The organism is Streptomyces erythrochromogenes (assembly GCF_040684695.1).
GTDB lineage: Bacteria > Actinomycetota > Actinomycetes > Streptomycetales > Streptomycetaceae > Streptomyces > Streptomyces erythrochromogenes_C.
The window spans coordinates 131,778-148,924 of record NZ_JBFBGM010000016.1; the positions used below are offsets into that span (position 1 = coordinate 131,778).

15 protein-coding genes are annotated in these 17,147 nt (G+C 71.6%); 4 read left to right on the forward strand and 11 right to left on the reverse strand.

Translation table 11 applies throughout. The features are described 5' to 3' along the window. Nucleotides 1-468 (reverse strand): DUF948 domain-containing protein, encoded by a 468-nt coding sequence (locus tag AB0O53_RS23445; protein ID WP_350996679.1) that lies wholly within the window; start codon nucleotides 466-468, stop codon nucleotides 1-3. A gap of 161 nt (nucleotides 469-629) precedes the next feature. On the opposite strand from AB0O53_RS23445, the gene AB0O53_RS23450 reads away from it, so the two are divergent. Continuing rightward, nucleotides 630-2,843, forward strand: a complete 2,214-nt coding sequence (locus AB0O53_RS23450; RefSeq protein WP_350996677.1) for an ATP-binding protein — start codon at nucleotides 630-632, stop codon at nucleotides 2,841-2,843. 121 nt (nucleotides 2,844-2,964) lie between these two features. Here the strand turns inward: AB0O53_RS23450 and rpsD are convergent, their stop codons facing one another. Continuing rightward, nucleotides 2,965-3,576, reverse strand: coding sequence for a 30S ribosomal protein S4 (gene rpsD / locus AB0O53_RS23455; RefSeq protein ID WP_030026606.1), 612 nt, complete (start codon nucleotides 3,574-3,576; stop codon nucleotides 2,965-2,967). Between the two features lie 55 nt (nucleotides 3,577-3,631). Here rpsD and AB0O53_RS23460 point away from each other — a divergent pair, with 55 nt between their 5' ends. Then, nucleotides 3,632-4,543: a DUF2470 domain-containing protein gene (locus AB0O53_RS23460; RefSeq protein ID WP_403137881.1), complete on the forward strand. Its 912-nt coding sequence runs from the start codon at nucleotides 3,632-3,634 to the stop codon at nucleotides 4,541-4,543. Here AB0O53_RS23460 and AB0O53_RS23465 read toward each other — a convergent pair. The 6 genes from AB0O53_RS23465 to AB0O53_RS23490 all read right to left on the reverse strand — a co-directional run bounded on the left by AB0O53_RS23465 (nucleotide 4,537) and on the right by AB0O53_RS23490 (nucleotide 10,451). Further along, the gene (locus AB0O53_RS23465) at nucleotides 4,537-5,259 is read right to left on the reverse strand and encodes an HNH endonuclease family protein (protein WP_350996670.1); all 723 of its coding nucleotides are present in this window, start codon (nucleotides 5,257-5,259) and stop codon (nucleotides 4,537-4,539) included. The genes AB0O53_RS23460 and AB0O53_RS23465 overlap by 7 nt on opposite strands. Before the next feature lie 55 nt (nucleotides 5,260-5,314). Continuing rightward, the gene (locus AB0O53_RS23470) at nucleotides 5,315-6,220 is read right to left on the reverse strand and encodes a DUF2199 domain-containing protein (RefSeq protein WP_365197991.1); all 906 of its coding nucleotides are present in this window, start codon (nucleotides 6,218-6,220) and stop codon (nucleotides 5,315-5,317) included. Between the two features lie 57 nt (nucleotides 6,221-6,277). Further along, nucleotides 6,278-7,663 (reverse strand): replication-associated recombination protein A, encoded by a 1,386-nt coding sequence (locus tag AB0O53_RS23475; RefSeq protein WP_350996664.1) that lies wholly within the window; start codon nucleotides 7,661-7,663, stop codon nucleotides 6,278-6,280. A 61-nt stretch (nucleotides 7,664-7,724) separates the two neighbouring features. Further along, nucleotides 7,725-8,342 carry a vitamin K epoxide reductase family protein gene (locus AB0O53_RS23480; RefSeq protein ID WP_350996661.1) on the reverse strand — a complete coding sequence of 206 codons (618 nt, stop codon included), beginning with the start codon at nucleotides 8,340-8,342 and terminating at the stop codon, nucleotides 7,725-7,727. A 122-nt stretch (nucleotides 8,343-8,464) separates the two neighbouring features. Next, on the reverse strand, nucleotides 8,465-9,727 hold the full coding sequence (gene hisS, locus AB0O53_RS23485) for a histidine--tRNA ligase (RefSeq protein ID WP_350996659.1): 1,263 nt from the start codon (nucleotides 9,725-9,727) through the stop codon (nucleotides 8,465-8,467). Nucleotides 9,728-9,737: 10 nt separating this feature from the next. Further along, complete coding sequence (locus AB0O53_RS23490; protein WP_031150225.1) at nucleotides 9,738-10,451, reverse strand: MBL fold metallo-hydrolase; 714 nt, start codon at nucleotides 10,449-10,451, stop codon at nucleotides 9,738-9,740. A 153-nt stretch (nucleotides 10,452-10,604) separates the two neighbouring features. Between AB0O53_RS23490 and AB0O53_RS23495 the strand changes: the two genes are divergently transcribed. Together AB0O53_RS23495 and AB0O53_RS23500 are read left to right on the forward strand one after the other, a co-directional pair. Further along, nucleotides 10,605-11,390 (forward strand): peptidylprolyl isomerase, encoded by a 786-nt coding sequence (locus AB0O53_RS23495; RefSeq protein WP_350996655.1) that lies wholly within the window; start codon nucleotides 10,605-10,607, stop codon nucleotides 11,388-11,390. A 187-nt stretch (nucleotides 11,391-11,577) separates the two neighbouring features. Next, nucleotides 11,578-12,807: a DUF349 domain-containing protein gene (locus AB0O53_RS23500; RefSeq protein ID WP_350996652.1), complete on the forward strand. Its 1,230-nt coding sequence runs from the start codon at nucleotides 11,578-11,580 to the stop codon at nucleotides 12,805-12,807. Nucleotides 12,808-12,882: 75 nt separating this feature from the next. On the opposite strand, the gene AB0O53_RS23505 is transcribed toward AB0O53_RS23500, so the two are convergent. The 3 genes from AB0O53_RS23505 to secF form a co-directional block, all read right to left on the reverse strand. Next, nucleotides 12,883-15,333 carry a RelA/SpoT family protein gene (locus AB0O53_RS23505; RefSeq protein ID WP_365197996.1) on the reverse strand — a complete coding sequence of 817 codons (2,451 nt, stop codon included), beginning with the start codon at nucleotides 15,331-15,333 and terminating at the stop codon, nucleotides 12,883-12,885. A 200-nt stretch (nucleotides 15,334-15,533) separates the two neighbouring features. Next, nucleotides 15,534-16,088 carry an adenine phosphoribosyltransferase gene (locus AB0O53_RS23510; RefSeq protein WP_350996646.1) on the reverse strand — a complete coding sequence of 185 codons (555 nt, stop codon included), beginning with the start codon at nucleotides 16,086-16,088 and terminating at the stop codon, nucleotides 15,534-15,536. Then, nucleotides 16,085-17,146, reverse strand: coding sequence for a protein translocase subunit SecF (gene secF, locus AB0O53_RS23515; RefSeq protein ID WP_350996643.1), 1,062 nt, complete (start codon nucleotides 17,144-17,146; stop codon nucleotides 16,085-16,087). Before secF ends, AB0O53_RS23510 begins: the two co-directional genes overlap by 4 nt. Between the last annotated feature and the right edge of the window lies 1 nt (nucleotide 17,147).

Consider the following 17,147-nt stretch of genomic DNA (forward strand, 5'->3'; position numbering starts at 1 on the left):
TCAGTCCTTCTGCTTCCGGCGCCGGGCGGCCGGCACCGTTCGGCCAACGATCACAGTACGGCCACCGCCGCCGCTTCGTGCACGGCGGGAGGCCTTGGTCGGCACGCCGCCCGCGCTCCCGGGGTCCCCCTTGCCCAGCGCCTTGCGGACGCCGTAGCCGAAGGCCGCGACCTTCACGAGCGGCCCGCCGAAGGCGGTGGCCACGGTCGAGGACAGGGCGGAGGCGTTGGAGGTGACCTCCTGGACGTCGCTCGCGATGGCGTCGACCCGGTCGAGCTGGGTGCGCGCGGAGCGGACGGTGCTGGAGGCGTCGGCCAGCAGCGGTACGGCCTGGTCGGTCACTTCGGACACCAGCTTGGTGGTCGCCCTGAGGACCTGCGCCAGCCGCACCAGGGCGACGGCGAGGAAGGAGATCAGGATGGCCCAGAAGACGGCCACGATGATCCCGGCCACCTCTACACCGGACACGTCACACCGCTCTCTGTCTCGACCCGGACCGCCGGTGACGGCGATTCCTACAAATGGTCCTCCGACCCTATCGCGCCGGGGATCCCCGGCCCTACCCGAATCCGGGGCCGGGGGCACTCGTCTTGGACGCAGCGCATCCGGACCAGTACGCTCCGTGTCCCATGCGACAGAGACCCCTTCGACGTACCGCCCGGGGCAATCTTCCCTCGGAGCTGAGCGGGTTCATCGGGCGGGGTGCCGAACTCGCCGAGCTGGGGCGCCTGCTGGAGGTCTCGCGGCTGGTGACCGTGACCGGTGTGGGCGGGGTCGGCAAGTCCCGGCTGGTCCTCGCGGCGGCCCGGTCGGCCTCCGAGGGGGCGCGGGAGGCACCGGAAGCGCAAGGGGCGCAAGGTCCGCACGCTCCGGAGGAGGAACGCTACTGCGACGGCATCTGGCTGGCCGAACTGGCGGGCGTGCGGGATCCGGCGCTACTGGAACTCACCCTCTCCGAGGCGCTGGGGCTGACCGACCACACCACCCGGCCGCCCCGGACCGTGCTGGCCGAGCACCTCGCCGGCAAGCGGCTGCTGCTGGTCCTGGACGGTTTCGAGCAGCTGGTGGAGGAGACCGCCGCGCTGGTGCGGGAGCTGCTGCTGCGCTCCCCCGGCCTGCGGGTGCTGGCCGCCGGAAGGCGCCCGCTGGAGGTGGCCGGGGAGCGGACGTTCCCGCTGGCCCCTCCGGTGCCGGAGGAGGCGCTGGCGCTGCTGGAGGCGCGCGCGTGCGAGGCCGACCCGGCCTTCGCGGCGACCGGGGCCGACCGGGCGGCGCTCGCGGAGGTGTGCGCGCGCCTCGACGGGATCCCGCTCGCCCTGGAGCTGGCGGCGGGCCGGCTGCGGACGCTGTCCCCGGCCCAGGTGCTCTCCCGGCTGGAGGACCGCTTCGGGCTGCTGACGGGCGGTGGGCGCGGGGGGCTCCCCCGGCACCGGACGCTGCGTACGGCCATCGGCTGGAGCCACGAGCTGTGCACTCCGGCGGAGCGGCTGCTGTGGGCGCGGCTGTCGGTGTTCGCGGGGCAGTTCGACCTGGACGCGGCCGAGTACGTGTGCGCCGGCCCCGACCTGCCGGTGGAGGGCGTGCTGGACCTGGTGGGCGAGCTCCTCGCGCAGTCCCTGCTGGTCCGGGAGGAGACGCCCGCCGGGGTGCGCTTCCGGATGCTGGAGACCGTACGGCTGTACGGGGCGGGCTGGCTGGAGTCGCTGGGTGACGCGGTGCGGCTGCGGCGGCGGCACCGGGACTGGTACATGGGGCTGGCGACCTGGTGCGAGCTGGACTGGTTCAGCCCACGCCAGCACGAGGTGGCGGCGCTGGTGGAGGCGGAGCTGCCGAACCTGCGGCTCGCCCTGGAGTGCTGCCTGGACGAGCCGGACGAGCTGCACCTGGGCCAGTACCTGGCGGGCACCCTGTGGTTCTACTGGGCGGGCTGCGGGCGGCTGACCGAGGGCCGGCACTGGCTGGACCGGACGCTGGACCCGCCGGGCGGGCAGGCGACGGAGTACGAGAGCTCGCGGCTGAAGGCCCTGTGGGTGCTGGGTTACGTCGCGGCCCTCCAGGGCGACGCGACGGCCTCGATGTGCGCCCTGTACGAGTGCCGGGACGGGGCGGCGCGCAGCGGGAACCGGGTGGCGGCCGCGTACGCGGTGCACCGCCTGGGTTGTCTGGCCCTCGTCTCGGACGACATGGCCCGGGCCCGGGAGCTGCTGGGCGAGGCGCTGGAGCAGTACCGGGCGGCCGGGGAGCTGAACAGCAACGTGCTGATGTGCCAGGTGGAGCTGGGGATGGCGCTGGCCTTCCTCGGGGACCTGCCGGGCGCGCTCGCGCTGTGCGGGGAGGTCCGGGAGATCTGCGAGGAGCGCGGGGAGCGCTGGACGAAGGCGTACGCCCTCTACGTGCTGGCGTACGCGGCCCTGGAGGCGGGCGGCACGCAAGAGGCCCGGCGGCTGCTGTCCGAGTGCGTGGAGATCAACCACACCTTCAACGACCTGGTCGGGCTGGTCCTCGCGCTGGAGCTGCTGGCGCTGGTCACGGTCGCGGAGGGCGACCCGGCCGAGGCGGCGGTGCTCCAGGGTGCGGCGGAGCCGATGTGGGGCGGGGTGGGGCTGCAGCTGTTCGGCTCGGGGTACTTCAACGCCCCGCGGCTGATGTGCCGGGAGCGGGCGGGCGAGGTACTGGGCGCCGAGCGCTACGCGGCGTACGCGGCCGAGGGGCGGGAGCTGCGCCGGGAGTCGCTGGTGGTGCGGGCGCTGCGGGGGGCGGCGCGGGTGCCGCGTCCGGCGGGGCTGGGCGGGGTGCCGGGCCCGCGGGTCCCGCGCAGCACGGCGCCGGCGGACCAGCCGTAGCCGGCGCCGGCCTCGTTCGCCCGCGCTCGCCCGCGTTCACCCGGAATGCGGAAAACCCGCCGCCCCCGTGGAGGGGGCGGCGGGTTTCCACCAGCCTGTGAGGGCTACGCCTGCCGGAAGATCAGCGGGCGTAGTACTCGACGACGAGCTGCTCGTCGCAGATGACCGGGATTTCCTTGCGGTTCGGGTCACGGTCCAGGCGGAAGGCCAGGGCCTTCAGGTTGACCTGCAGGTAGCGCGGGGTCTCGCCCTCGCCTGCGTAGCCACCCTCACGGGCGACCTGGAACGGAACCTTCTCGCGGCTGCGCTCGCGCACGGTGATGACGTCGTCCGGGCGGACACGGAACGACGGCTTGTCGACCTTGGCGCCGTTGACCTCGATGTGGCCGTGAACGACCATCTGGCGGGCCTGGTAGATCGTGCGGGCGATGCCCGAACGCAGGACCAGGGCGTCGAGACGACGCTCGAGCTCGACGACCAGCGCCTCGCCCGTCTTGCCCTCGGCCTTCTTGGCGCGGTCGTACGCGCGGGCCATCTGGCGCTCGGAGATGTCGTACTGAGCGCGCAGACGCTGCTTCTCCAGCAGACGGACCTTGTAGTCCGAGTTCTGCTTGCGGCCACGGCCGTGCTCGCCCGGCGGGTAGGGGCGGGCCTCGAAGTACTTGACGGCCTTCGGCGTCAGGGCGATGCCGAGGGCGCGAGACTTCTTGACCTTGGGTCGCTTCTGGTTCACGGGGAACCTACCTCCATGTAAGTTAGGTGAGGCTTACCTTAGCGAGGAGGACGTAATGTCTCGACCACATGGGATCCCCCTGCCCAGTGCGCAACGCAGTTCGGATTCCAACGAAACAGAATCCGCTTGCGCCGACGATAAGCAAGGTCAGCCGCGTCCCAGGGAAGGCGTTCGGCAGCTCACCGGAGCCGAACGCGTACGAACCCTCGTAGAGTCCAACGCCTCAGTATCCCTCACGCTGATCGGTGCTCGTGACAGTCACGGGCCCGAGGAGTTCGGGACGGGGATGCCGGTCGCGCGGACCGTCACCCCGGACGGGGACGTGATTCTCCTTGTCTCCGGGGAATCCGCGGCTGCCAGGGCAGCCGCTCACGCCCAGGACGACGACCTCACCGCCGTGATCGAGATCACGGATGTGGCGCCGGTGTCCGTCCCACATCGTATCCGAGGCCGTGCCTGGCTGGCCGGGTGGCTGACACCGGTGCGCGGGGACGAACGCGCCGTGTGCGCCGCGCTGCTCGCCGAGCGGCACCCGGTCGGCGAGCTGCTGGGCCTGGGCGAGTCCCTCGACGCGCCCCACACCGGACGCCCCGCCTGGATGATGCTGCGCCTGGAGGTCGGTGAGATCACGGTGGACGACCTGTGGGGCGCCGAGCACGTGGACCCCGACGACCTCGCCGCGGCGGAGCCGGACCCGGTGTCCCCGCACGAGGCGGAGCTGCTCCAGCACCTGCACTCCTCCCACGGCGACCGGATCGGCGAGCTGTGCGGCCTGCTCGGCGACCGCGGGGCGCGGGGCATGACCGCCGTGCCGCTCGCCCTGGACCGCGTGGGCCTGCGCGTCCGCTTCACCGGTGGCGCCGCCGGCTCCTCCTTCGACGCCCGATTCGACTTCCCGGAGCCGGTGGCGGACATCTGCGGCCTGCGCCGGGCGATGCGCACCCTGTTCTCGGCCGCCTCTCACTGAGGGCAGTCGGCCAGCATCTCCTGGAGCGCCCGCTTCTCCGGCTCGGTCACGGACAGCGCGTACGTGGCCTTGATGCCGGTGTAGCGGCGCGCGTACTCGCACCAGTACGCACGCCGCGGCGGCCGCCACTTGTCGGCGGTCCTGCTGCCCTTGTCCTGGTTGGTCTGCTTGTCCACGGCGAGCAGGACGTCCAGGTCGTTGGCGTACTCCAGCCTGCGCTGCGGTGTCCAGGCGTACGCGCCGGCCCGCCAGGCGGCGCCGAGGGCCACGACGTGGTCGGTCTGGATCTGCGAGGCGCGCCGGTAGGTGTAGGGGAGCCGTTTGCCGGTGTAGGGGTCGAGCAGCACCCCGGACAGGACGACGCACCGGTTCCGGTCCCCCTCGCGCAGCTCCGTCAGGTCCCGGCGCAGCACGTCGTCCCGGGTGTCGCAGCCGTTGCGCCCGCCGACGGCGTCGGTCTCGTCCGACCAGTACCTGCCGAACTCCTCCCGCCGGTACGTCTGCCAGTTCCTCCCCCACTCCACCTTCAGCGCGGCCAGCCGGGCCTTCGCCGTGGCCGCGTCCGGCGGGAAGCCGGGCCCGGTGAGCGGGACCTGCGCCACGAGCGCGGCGGCGCTGGCCCGCGCCGTGGCGGTGTCCTCGTGATGGCATCCGGCCGCCGCGGGCCCGGCGAGGACGAGCGCGAGGGCGACGGCGAGCGGCCGGGAGGGAGCCATGCCGGGAGCCTAGGTTCCGGTGCCGCCAGCCCGGCCGGGGCGCGCCGGGTAAGGGCTAGAGGGTGTTCAGGGCGTGGTCGAGGGAGCGCCAGATCAGCTGGGCCCAGGCCAGGTCGGCCGGGTCCTCGTAGGAGCAGAAGAGCCCGGCCGCCATGCCGGGGGCGACGGCCATCCCGTAGAACTCGTGCCGCGGCCGGCCGTTGTCCTGCGGGGTCAGCCAGAACGCGTACCGCACGCCCGCGCCCAGCGGTTCCCGTACGCGCTGGGCGGGCCGGGTGTCGGGGGCGCCGGACAGCAGCTCCGTGAGGAAGTCCGCGGGGGCGCGGCCGGGAACGTCGTCCCGCATCAGGCTGACGGAGGCGCTGCGGTCCTCGGCGGTGAAGTGGTCGGCGCCGTCGGCGAAGGAGGCGCTGAGGCCGGCGGTGCGCAGGACGGACCAGCGGCCGCCGAGGTCGGTGCGGACGTCCACCGGCAGCGGGTACGGGAAGCGGCTGAGGACGTGGTCGCGGTCCCAGGTCCGGGTCAGGATGCGGGAGGCCACCGGGTGGCGCACCTCGACGACGCAGGGCAGCTCCTCCGGGTCGGCGACCTTCGCGGTGACCGGAGCGCCGAGCAGGTCGTCGCCCCAGGGCTGGATCCGGTTGGCGAAGGTGCCCTCGACGGACAGGTCCGCGTACCCGGGCCGCTCCCACAGCTCGTGGGCGCGCCGCAGGGTGGCGTCGTCCACCTCCACCCAGGCCCCGAGCACCAGCTCGGTGTCGTGGGTCAGCCGGACGGGCAGCAGGCAGCGGATGAAGGAGCCGACCCCGTCCACCCGGAGCAGGGCGCGCACCCCGAGCCGGTGGACGGCCTCCTCGGGCGCCCCGAGGGCGGCGTCGGGCAGGTTGAAGCCGAAGTCGATGCGGCGCTCGTCGGCGAGCGCGTCGCCGCAGCAGGCGCAGGTGGGGAGGTCCTTGGTCACCCGGGCAGCCTAGGGGGTGTCCTCCCGGTCGGGCCGGGGCACCCCGTCGGGGACGCCTCAGCCCCGGTCGGTTCCGCCGCTTCCGCCGCTTCCGCCGGCTGCGCGCAGGCGCTCGCGGACCTTCTCCACCACGTCCGCGTAGCGCGCCTCGGCGCCGTAGCGGGTCGGCTCGTAGTACCGCTTGCCGTGGATCTCGTCCGGGGCGTACTGCTGGGCCGCGATGGCGCCCGGCACGTCGTGCGGGTACACGTACCCCACCGCGTGCCCGAGCTTCGCCGCGCCCTTGTAGTGGCCGTCCCGCAGGTGCGTCGGGACGGAGCCCGCCAGGCCGGCCCGTACGTCGGCCAGCGCGGCGCCGATCGCGGTCGTGGCGGTGTTCGACTTCGGGGCGAGGGCCAGCGCGATCGTTGCGTGCGAGAGGGTCAGCGCGGCCTCCGGGAAGCCGATCATGGCCACCGCCTGGGCCGCGGCCACCGCGATCGGCAGCGCCGTGGGGTCCGCCAGCCCGATGTCCTCGCTCGCGGAGATCATCAGGCGGCGCGCGATGAACCGCGGGTCTTCGCCGGCCTCGATCATGCGGGCGAGGTAGTGGAGCGCGGCGTCCACGTCGGAGCCGCGGATCGACTTGATGAGCGCGCTCGCCACGTCGTAGTGCTGGTCGCCGTCCCGGTCGTAGCGGACCGCCGCCCGGTCGACCGCCTCCTCCAGCGTCTGCAGCGTGATCTCGTCCTCGCCCTTGGCGATGGCCGATCCGGCGCCGGCCTCCAGTGCGGTCAGCGCCCGCCGGGCGTCGCCGCCGGCGATCCTCAGCAGGTGCGCCTCGGCGTCCTCGGGCAGGGTCACGGCCCCGGCCAGGCCCCGCTCCTCCGTGAGCGCGCGCCGCATGAGCGCGCTCAGGTCGTCGTCGGTCAGCGGTTCCAGCGTCAGCAGCAGCGACCGCGACAGCAGCGGGGAGATGATCGAGAAGTACGGGTTCTCGGTGGTGGCCGCGATCAGCGTCACCCAGCGGTTCTCCACGGCGGGCAGCAGGGAGTCCTGCTGGGCCTTGCTGAAGCGGTGGATCTCGTCGAGGAAGAGGACGGTCTCCTTGCCGTAGCCTCCGGCCGCGCGGCGCGCGCCCTCGATGACGGCCCGTACCTCCTTGACGCCCGCCGTGATGGCGGAGAGCTCCACGAAGCGCTTCTGCGTGGCCTGGCTGACCACGTAGGCGAGGGTCGTCTTGCCGATGCCGGGCGGGCCCCAGAGGATCACCGAGGAGGCACCGGCCGGGCCTCCGGCCCCTTCCCCGACCAGCCGCCGCAGCGGTGATCCGGGCTTCAGGAGGTGCTGCTGGCCGACGACCTCGTCCAGGGTGCGCGGACGCATGCGGACGGCGAGCGGCGAACTCGCGGGGTCCTTCTCCTGGCGCTCTTCGGCGGCGGCGGTGAACAGGTCTGGTTCCACACGGGAAGCCTAAGCGAGTCCACCGGCAGGGCCGCCCGCCGCAGGTCCGGCGTCAGTCCGGTCAGGAGGTCCAGAAGTCCCACCAGCGGGTCAGGATCAGCATTCCGATGATCCCGATGTGCAGCGCCGGCAGCACCCAGGTGAACTCCTCGAAGAAGCTCTTGAGCCAGCCCGGCGCCGGCAGCAGCCCGGCGCGGACGTTGTGCGAGGTGACGTACCAGAACATCAGGATCGTGGCGACCCAGGCCAGGCAGCACCACAGGCACAGCGAGTTGATGTTGTAGAGCGACTGGTAGGTGAGCCAGGCGCAGAAGACGACGCCGAAGAGGGTGCCGGCGTTGAGGGTGAGCCAGTACCAGGGGCGGAAGCGGGCCCCGGCCAGGATGCTCATGCCGACGCAGATCACGATGCCGTAGGCGACGAGGCCGAGCATCGGGTTCGGGAAGCCGAAGACGGCCGCCTGGTCGCTCTTCATGATGTTGCCGCAGGAGACGACCGGGTTGAGGCTGCAGCCCGGCGTGAAGTTCGGGTCCTCCAGCAGCTTGAACTTGTCGATGGTGATGACCCAGGCGGCGAGCAGGCCCGCGGCCCCCGTGATCACCAGCAGCAGGGCCAGCGCCCGGCTCGCCCCGAAGGTCGTCCCCCCGGCGGTGTCCGCGTCCGTGCTTCGTGTCGTCATGCCGCCCGCTCCACATCTGCAAGGTGATCAAGCACGGGCCATTGTGCCGTACGAGCCTGTGAACGGACGGGGCCGGGGAAAGATCCCCGGCCCCGTCCGTTCAGGCGTTCGTGCGCGGGCCGTCAGGCGAGACGGGCCCTGACCGTGTCGATCAGATCGGCCACGGCGACCGCGGACTGCTCACCGGACTCCATGTCCTTGAGCTGGACGACGCCCTCGGCGAGGTCGCGCTCGCCGGCGACGACGGCGAAGCGGGCACCGCTGCGGTTCGCGTCCTTCATCGCGCCCTTGAGGCCCTTGCCGCCGAACGAGAAGTCGGCCGCGACTCCGGCCCTGCGGAGCTCGGTGACCTTGCCGAAGAGGACCCGGCGGGCCTCCTCGCCGAGTGCCACGGCGAACACCGACGTGGACGCCGGGATGTCGAGCTCGACGCCCTCGGCCTCCAGGGCCAGGACCGTGCGGTCCACGCCCAGCGCCCAGCCCACCGACGGCAGTGCCGGTCCGCCGATCATCTCGGACAGGCCGTCGTAGCGGCCGCCGCCGCCCACCGCGGACTGCGAGCCCAGACCGTCGTGTACGAACTCGAAGGTGGTGCGGGTGTAGTAGTCGAGCCCGCGCACCAGCTTCTCGTCGTCCTCGAAGGCGACCCCGGCCGCCGTGATCAGCGCCCGTACCTCCTCGTGGTACGCCTTGCACGCGTCGCACAGGTAGTCGCGCAGCACCGGCGCGCCGACCAGCTGCTTCTGCACGTCGGGCCGCTTGTCGTCGAGGACGCGCAGCGGGTTGATCTCGGCCCGGCGGACGGTCTCCTCGTCCAGGTCCAGGCCGCCCAGGAAGCCCTGCAGCGCCTCCCGGTACACCGGGCGGCACTCCTTGTCGCCGAGCGAGTTCAGCAGGATCCGGAAGTTGCGCAGGCCGAGCGAGCGGTAGGCCTGGTCGGCCAGGATGATCAGCTCGGCGTCCAGCGCCGGGTCCTCGGCACCGATGGCCTCGGCGCCCACCTGCGAGAAGTGGCGGTAGCGGCCCTTCTGCGGGCGTTCGTAGCGGTAGTAGGAGCCGGAGTACCAGAGCTTGACCGGCAGGTTGCCCTGCTTGTGCAGGCTCGCCTCCAGGGCCGCGCGCAGCACGGAGGCCGTGCCCTCGGGGCGCAGGGCCAGCTGGTCGCCGCCCTTGGTCTCGAAGGCGTACATCTCCTTGGAGACGATGTCGGTGGACTCGCCCACGCCGCGGGCGAAGAGGCCGACGTCTTCAAAGCCGGGGGTCTCGATGTAGCCGTAGCCGGAGTTGCGCAGGGGCGCGGAGATCGCCTCGCGCACCGCCAGGTACTTGACCGAGACCGGCGGGATCAGGTCGTACGTGCCCTTGGGGGCCTTGAAAGTAGCCACGAAGCTTTCGTCACATTCCTCGTCGTGGAGCGGCCGTCGGGTCCGCTGCCAGGCCGGCGGCGACCTCCCGCAGGTACGGGTTGGTCACGCGCTCGCGGCCGATGGTGGTCTGGGGACCGTGGCCGGACAGCACCACGGTCGAGTCGTCGAGCGGCAGGCACACGCGGGCCAGCGAATCGAGCATCTCGGCGTGGGAGCCGCCCGGCAGGTCGGTTCGTCCGATGGAGCCGGCGAAGAGCAGGTCGCCCGAGAAGAAGACCGGCGGGATGTCGGCCAGCTCGGGCATCCGGAAGGTCACCGACCCCTTGGTATGGCCCGGCGCGTGCGCCACGGAGAAGTCCATTCCGGCCAACTTCAGGGCGGCGCCGTCGGCCAGCTCGCGGACGTCGTCCGGCTCGCCCACGGTCAGCTCGCCCATGAGCGGCATCCCGATGGAGCGGCCGAGGGCCTTCTCCGGGTCGCTCATCATGTAGCGGTCCTCGGGGTGGATCCAGGCCGGTACGTCGTGTGCTCCGCACACCGGGACCACGGAGGCCACATGATCGATGTGGCCGTGGGTCAGGACGACCGCGACGGGCTTGAGCCGATGCTTCTTCAGCGTCTCCTCGACACCCTGGGCGGCCTGGTGGCCCGGGTCGATGATGACGCACTCCTCGCCGGCGGCGGGGGCGACCACGTAGCAGTTGGTGCCCCATGCGCCTGCGGGGAACCCGGCAATCAGCACGTTCGTCCTCAATCGTCGTCCGGCGGGAGAGTGCAGGTCAAAATCCTGCTGCTCAGAGCCTACCGGCGCCGCTCATCACACAGCGAACCCATATACGGTACGGCCTATCCCAGCCCGGACAGCAGTATCAGACACGTACAAGGAGACGACCCGGTGGTCACGAGCGATCAGCGGCGGCGACAGCTCGCCAGGGAGAAGTACGAGCGCCAGCAGAAGCGCCGCGCCGAGGCCCAGAAGAAGAGCCGCCAGCGGCTGGCGGTGATCGGCGCGGTGGTCGCCGTGGTGATCGCGACGCTGGTCGGCCTGATCGTGGGCGGTGTCTTCGACTCGGACAAGGACACGAAGGACGCGGCGGCGGACCCGTCGGCCTCGGCGACCCCGCCGGAGCCTAAGCAGTCGCCCTCGCCGGAGATGGCGATCGACCAGAAGGGGAAGTACACCTTCGCGCTGAAGACCAGCGCCGGTGACATCAACTTCGCGATGGACGCGGCGAAGACCCCGCAGACCGTCAACTCGTTCAAGTCGCTCGCCGACAAGGGCTACTTCGACAACACCAAGTGCCACCGGCTGACGGCCGGCGGGATCTTCGTGCTCCAGTGCGGCGACCCCGAGGGCACCGGCCGCGGCGGCCCGGGCTACAACATCCCGGACGAGAACCTGGACTCCCTGGGCAAGGCCAACGAGCAGGGCCAGGTCGTCTACCCGGCCGGCACGGTGGCGATGGCCAACACCGGCCAGCCCGGCTCGGGCGGCAGCCAGTTCTTCCTGGTCTACAAGGACAGCCCGCTGGCGCCGACCTACACGCCGTTCGGCAAGATCGACGCGGCCGGCCTGAAGGTCCTGGAGGAGATCGCCAAGGCCGGCACGGTCGACGGCGGCCAGGACGGTGCGCCGAAGAACGAGGTCAAGATCGAGAAGGGCACGGTCACCCAGAACTGACGGGTGACGCGACCCCGGGCCGGCCGGCCCGCGCCCGTACGCCGATATTCCGTCGTGCGGGATGCGGACAGCCGGCCCGGCGGTCGCCTATGTTGGCGTTGTGCAGGGCGGGCGCTGCCCGCCCCAGGAAACTGTGGACGATGCCCAGGGGGTGAACCCCTCGCAGGCATCAGGTGGAGGAGGCGCTGTGAGCAGCGACCCGTGGGGCCGAGTCGACGAGACGGGCACCGTGTACGTGCGTACTTCCGATGGCGAGCAGGTCGTCGGATCGTGGCAGGCGGGCACCCCCGAGGAGGCCCTGGCCTACTTCGAGCGCAAGTACGAGGGCCTGGTGGTCGAGATCGGCCTCCTCGAAAAGCGGGTGCGGACCACTGATCTGTCCGCCAAGGACGCCCAGACGGCGATCGACCACCTGCGGACGCAGGTCGACGAGCACCACGCCGTGGGCGACCTGGACGCCCTGCGCGTGCGGCTGGACAAGCTGGTCGAGACCGTGGAGTCCCGGCGCGAGGAGCGCAAGGTCGCCAAGGCCAAGCAGGCGGACGAGGCCCGTGCGGCCAAGGACGCCCTGGTCGCCGAGGCCGAGCAGCTGGCGCAGAGCGACCAGTGGCGCAGCGCCGGCGAGCGGCTGCGCGCCCTGGTGGACATCTGGAAGGGCCTGCCGCGCCTGGACCGCAAGTCGGACGACGAGCTGTGGCACCGCTTCTCGCACGCCCGTTCCGCCTTCTCCAAGCGCCGCAAGGCGCACTTCGCCTCGCTGGACGCGCAGCGCGAGGACGCCCGCAAGGTCAAGGAGAAGCTGGTCTCGGAGGCCGAGTCGCTGTCGAAGTCGACCGACTGGGGTCCGACGGCCGCCCGCTACCGCGAGCTGATGGCGGACTGGAAGGCGGCGGGCCGGGCGCAGCGCGAGGCCGAGGACGACCTGTGGAACCGTTTCCGCGGTGCGCAGGACGTGTTCTTCGCGGCCCGCAGCGAGGTGTTCGCGGAGCGTGACGCCGAGCAGATCGAGAACCTGAAGCTCAAGGAGGAGCTGGCCGACGAGGCCGAGAAGCTCGTCCCCATCACGGACCTGAAGGCGGCCCGTGCCGCGTTCCGCTCCCTCAACGAGCGCTGGGAGGGCATCGGCCACGTGCCGCGCGACGCCCGGCCGAAGGTCGAGGGCCGGATGCACGCGGTGGAGCGGGCGATCCAGGAGGCCGAGGAGGGCGAGTGGCGCCGTACGAACCCGGAGGCGCGGGCCCGTGCGGCCGGCCTGACGGGTCAGCTCCAGGCGGCGGTCGACAAGCTCCGCCAGCAGATCGACGCGGCGCGCGCCGCGGGCAACAACGCGAAGGCCGACAAGCTGGCGCGTGAGCTGGAGGGCCGCCAGGCCCTGCTGGACCAGGCGCTGAAGGGCCTGGAGGAGTTCGGCGGCTAGCCGGAGCCCCGGTACGACGAGGGCCCCGGTACGGATCTTCCGTACCGGGGCCCTCGCTCTGTCTGTGCGTCCCTGCTACGGCCTGCGGGCCGAGGTGACGCGGTAGACGTCGTAGACGCCCTCCACGCCCCGGACGGCCTTCAGGACGTGCCCCAGGTGCTTGGGGTCGCCCATCTCGAAGGTGAACCGCGAGGTGGCCACCCGGTCGCGGGAGGTCTGGACGGCCGCCGACAGGATGTTGACGTGCTGGTCGGACAGCACCCGCGTGACGTCCGACAGCAGCCGGGAGCGGTCGAGCGCCTCGACCTGGATGGCGACGAGGAAGACCGAGGACTGGGTGGGCGCCCACTCGACCTCCAGCATCCGCTCGGGCTGCTGGGAGAGGGAGTCGACGTTGACGCAGTCCGCGCGGTGAACCGATACGCCACTGCCGCGCGTGACGAAGCCGATGATCGGGTCGCCCGGCACCGGGGTGCAGCAGCGGGCCAGCTTGACCCACACGTCGTCGACGCCCTTGACGACGACGCCCGGGTCGGCGTTGCTGCGCCGCTTGCTGCGGGCCCGCGCGGGCGGGATCGATTCCTCGATGTCCTCGTTGGCCGCCTCCTCGCCGCCGAGGGCCGCCACCAGCTTCTGCACGACGCCCTGCGCGGCCACGTGGCCCTCGCCGATGGCCGCGTACAGGGAGGAGATGTCCGGGTAGCGCATCTCGTGCGCGAGGGTCACGAGCGAGTCGCCGGTCAGGATGCGCTGGATGGGCAGGTTCTGCTTGCGCATGGCCCGCGCGATGGCGTCCTTGCCGTGCTCGATGGCCTCGTCGCGGCGTTCCTTGGAGAACCAGGCGCGGATCTTGTTCCGGGCGCGGGGGGACTTGACGAAGCCCAGCCAGTCGCGGGACGGCCCGGCGCCCTCGGCCTTCGAGGTGAAGACCTCGACCAGGTCGCCGTTGTCGAGGTTCGACTCCAGCGGGACCAGGCGCCCGTTGACCCGGGCCCCTATCGTCCGGTGGCCGACCTCGGTGTGGACGGCGTACGCGAAGTCCACCGGGGTGGCCCCGGCGGGCAGCGCTATGACGTCGCCCTTGGGGGTGAAGACGAAGACCTCGTTGCGCGAGAGGTCGAAGCGCAGCGAGTCGAGGAACTCGCCCGGGTCCTCGGTCTCCTTCTGCCAGTCCAGCAGCTGGCGCAGCCAGGCCATGTCGTTGACGGTGTCCTGGCCGGCGCTGCCCTTGGCGGCCTGCGGGACGTCGGTGCGGACCTTGGAGGTGCCGGCGACGGTCTGCTGCTTGTACTTCCAGTGCGCGGCGATGCCGTACTCGGCGCGGCGGTGCATGTCGAAGGTGCGGATCTGCAGTTCGACGGGCTTGCCGCTGGGCCCGATGACCGTCGTGTGCAGCGACTGGTACATGTTGAACTTGGGCATCGCGATGTAGTCCTTGAACCGGCCCGGGACCGGGTTCCAGCGCGCGTGCACGGTGCCGAGGGCCGCGTAGCAGTCCCGGACGGTGTCGACGAGGACGCGGATGCCCACCAGGTCGTAGATCTCCGCGAAGTCGCGGCCGCGGACGATCATCTTCTGGTAGACGCTGTAGTAGTGCTTGGGGCGGCCCGTGACGGTGGCCTTGATCCGGGCGGCTCTGAGGTCCACCTGGACCTCGTCCGTGACGACGGCGAGGTACTCGTCGCGCTTGGGCGCGCGCTCGGCGACCAGGCGCACGATCTCGTCGTACATCTTGGGGTAGAGGATCGCGAAGGAGAGGTCCTCCAGCTCCCACTTGATCGTGTTCATGCCCAGCCGGTGCGCCAGCGGGGCGTAGATCTCGAGGGTCTCGCGGGCCTTCTTCTCCTGCTTCTCCCGCTTGAGGTAGCGCATGGTGCGCATGTTGTGCAGCCGGTCGGCGAGCTTGATGACGAGGACGCGCGGGTCCTTCGCCATGGCCACGACCATCTTGCGGACGGTCTCGGCCTGGGCCGCCTCGCCGAACTTCACCCGGTCGAGCTTGGTGACGCCGTCGACGAGCAGCGCCACGGCGTCGCCGAAGTCGCGGCGCAGGTCCTCCAGGCCGTACTCGGTGTCCTCGACGGTGTCGTGCAGCAGGCCGGCCATGAGGGTGGCCGGGTCCATGCCGAGCTCGGCGAGGATGGTGGTCACCGCGAGCGGGTGGGTGATGTACGGGTCGCCGCTCTTGCGCTTCTGGCCGCGGTGCCAGCGCTCGGCCACCTGGTAGGCCTGCTCGAGCTGGCGCAGAGTCGACGTCTCGATCTTCGGGTCGTTGCTGCGGACTATGCGGAGCAGCGGCTCCAGTACCGGGTTGTACGGGTTCGAGCGCTGCACGCCGAGGCGGGCCAGACGGGCGCGCACCCGGTTGGAGGACGCGGCCGACTTCGCGGGCGCGGGCTTGACCGGCGCCGGCTTCGGGGCGGGCTTGACCGGCGGGGCCGGCGGGGGCGTGGCGGCGGCCGCCGTGGCCTGCTCGGCCTGCGGGTCGGGCTGCGCGGCGGAGATGGGCTGGACCTCGTCTGGCAAGAGCGCTCCTCACGGGGACCCCCCAGACGGAGTCCGGGGGAGGATCCGGTGCCCGTGTCCGGTCCGGATAACCCATCGTAGCGAGGGTTCGGTCACACCGTTCGCCGAGCCTGCCGCAGCGGCCCGGGCACGCGGACGGCGGGCACCCGGGAGGTTCCGGATGCCCGCCGTCTCGAACGGGGTGGGTGCGGTCGGACCGCTCAGACCACGATCAGCGCGTCCAGCGGGGCCCCCGAGAGGGACCCGGCCAGCTTGGCGCGGCCCGGGAGGAACGAGAGCTCCATGAGGACCGCCACGCCGGCGACCTCGGCCCCGGCCCGCCGGATCAGCGAGAGGGAGGCCTCGGCCGTGCCGCCGGTGGCCAGCACGTCGTCGATGACCATGACGCGGTCACCGGCCGACAGGTCCTCGGCGTGGACCTCGATCTCCGCCGTGCCGTACTCCAGCTCGTACGACTGCGCGAGCGTCGCGCCCGGCAGCTTGCCGGCCTTGCGGACGGGCACGAAGCCGATCCCGGCCTGCACCGCCACCGGGGCCGCGAGGATGAACCCGCGCGCCTCCAGACCGACGATCTTCGTGGCGCCGTACTGTCCGGCCAGCTCCACGAGCGCGCCGGTCAGCGCGGCGAACGCCGCGGGGTCCGCCAGCAGCGGGGTGATGTCCTTGAACATCACGCCCGGCTTCGGGTAGTCCGCCACGTCCTTGATGCGGCTGAGCAGGAGGGTCCGTACGTCGTCGGACAGCGGAGCGGTCAACGTCGCCGCCCCGGCTGCTGCCGGCCCTGCGACACGACCTGCGGCTCCTCGCCGGCGCCCTGGACGTCGTCCGGGGACTCGCCCTTGGCCGCCGCGGCCGCGCGCTTGGCGAGCACCCGCTTCTTCAGCGCCTTCATCGCCGGCTCGCGCTCCTTGAGGTCCACGACCAGCGGGGTCGCGATGAAGATCGAGGAGTACGCACCGGCCGCGAGGCCGACGAACAGCGACAGCGAGATGTCGTTCAGCATGCCGGCGCCCAGGAAGCCGCCGCCGATGAACAGCAGCGCCGCGACCGGGAGGAGCGCCACGACCGTGGTGTTGATCGAACGGACCAGGGTGCCGTTGATGCTGCGGTTGGCGATCTCGCTGAAGGTGTAGCGGGTCTGCTTGGTGATGTCCTTCGAGCCCTCCTTGAGACCGTCGAAGACGACGACGGTGTCGTAGAGGGAGTAACCGAGGATGGTCAGCAGACCGATCACGGTGCCCGGGGTGACCTCGAAGCCGACGAGCGCGTACACGCCGACGGTGATGGTGAGGTCGTGGATCAGGGCGATCAGCGCGGCGACGGCCATGCGCCATTCGAAGGCGATCGCGAGGTAGATCACCACGAGGACCATGAAGACGCCGAGGCCGGTCCAGGCCTTGTTCGCGATCTGCTCGCCCCAGCTGGGACCGACCAGGTCGGCGTTGATGTCGGCCTCGGTCACCTTGAGGTCGGCGGCCAACTGCTTCTTCACGTCGGCCGCGGCGTCGGTGTCCAGACCGGAGATCTGGATGCGCATGCCGCCGGTGCCGAGCTCCTGGACGATCGCGTCGTGGCCGGAGGCCTTCTCCGCGTCCTCCGTGACCTTGGCGACGGAGGCAGTCGTCTTCGGGGTGGTGAAGACGGCTCCGCCCTTGAACTCGATGCCCATGTTGAGGCCCTGGACGGCCAGGGCGACGATCGCCGTGATGGTGATCAGGATGGAAACGCCGTACCAGAGAAAGCGCTTGCCGACGAAGTCGTAGCCGACCTCACCGCGGTACAGCTTGGCGCCGAGATCTCCCAGCTTCGACATC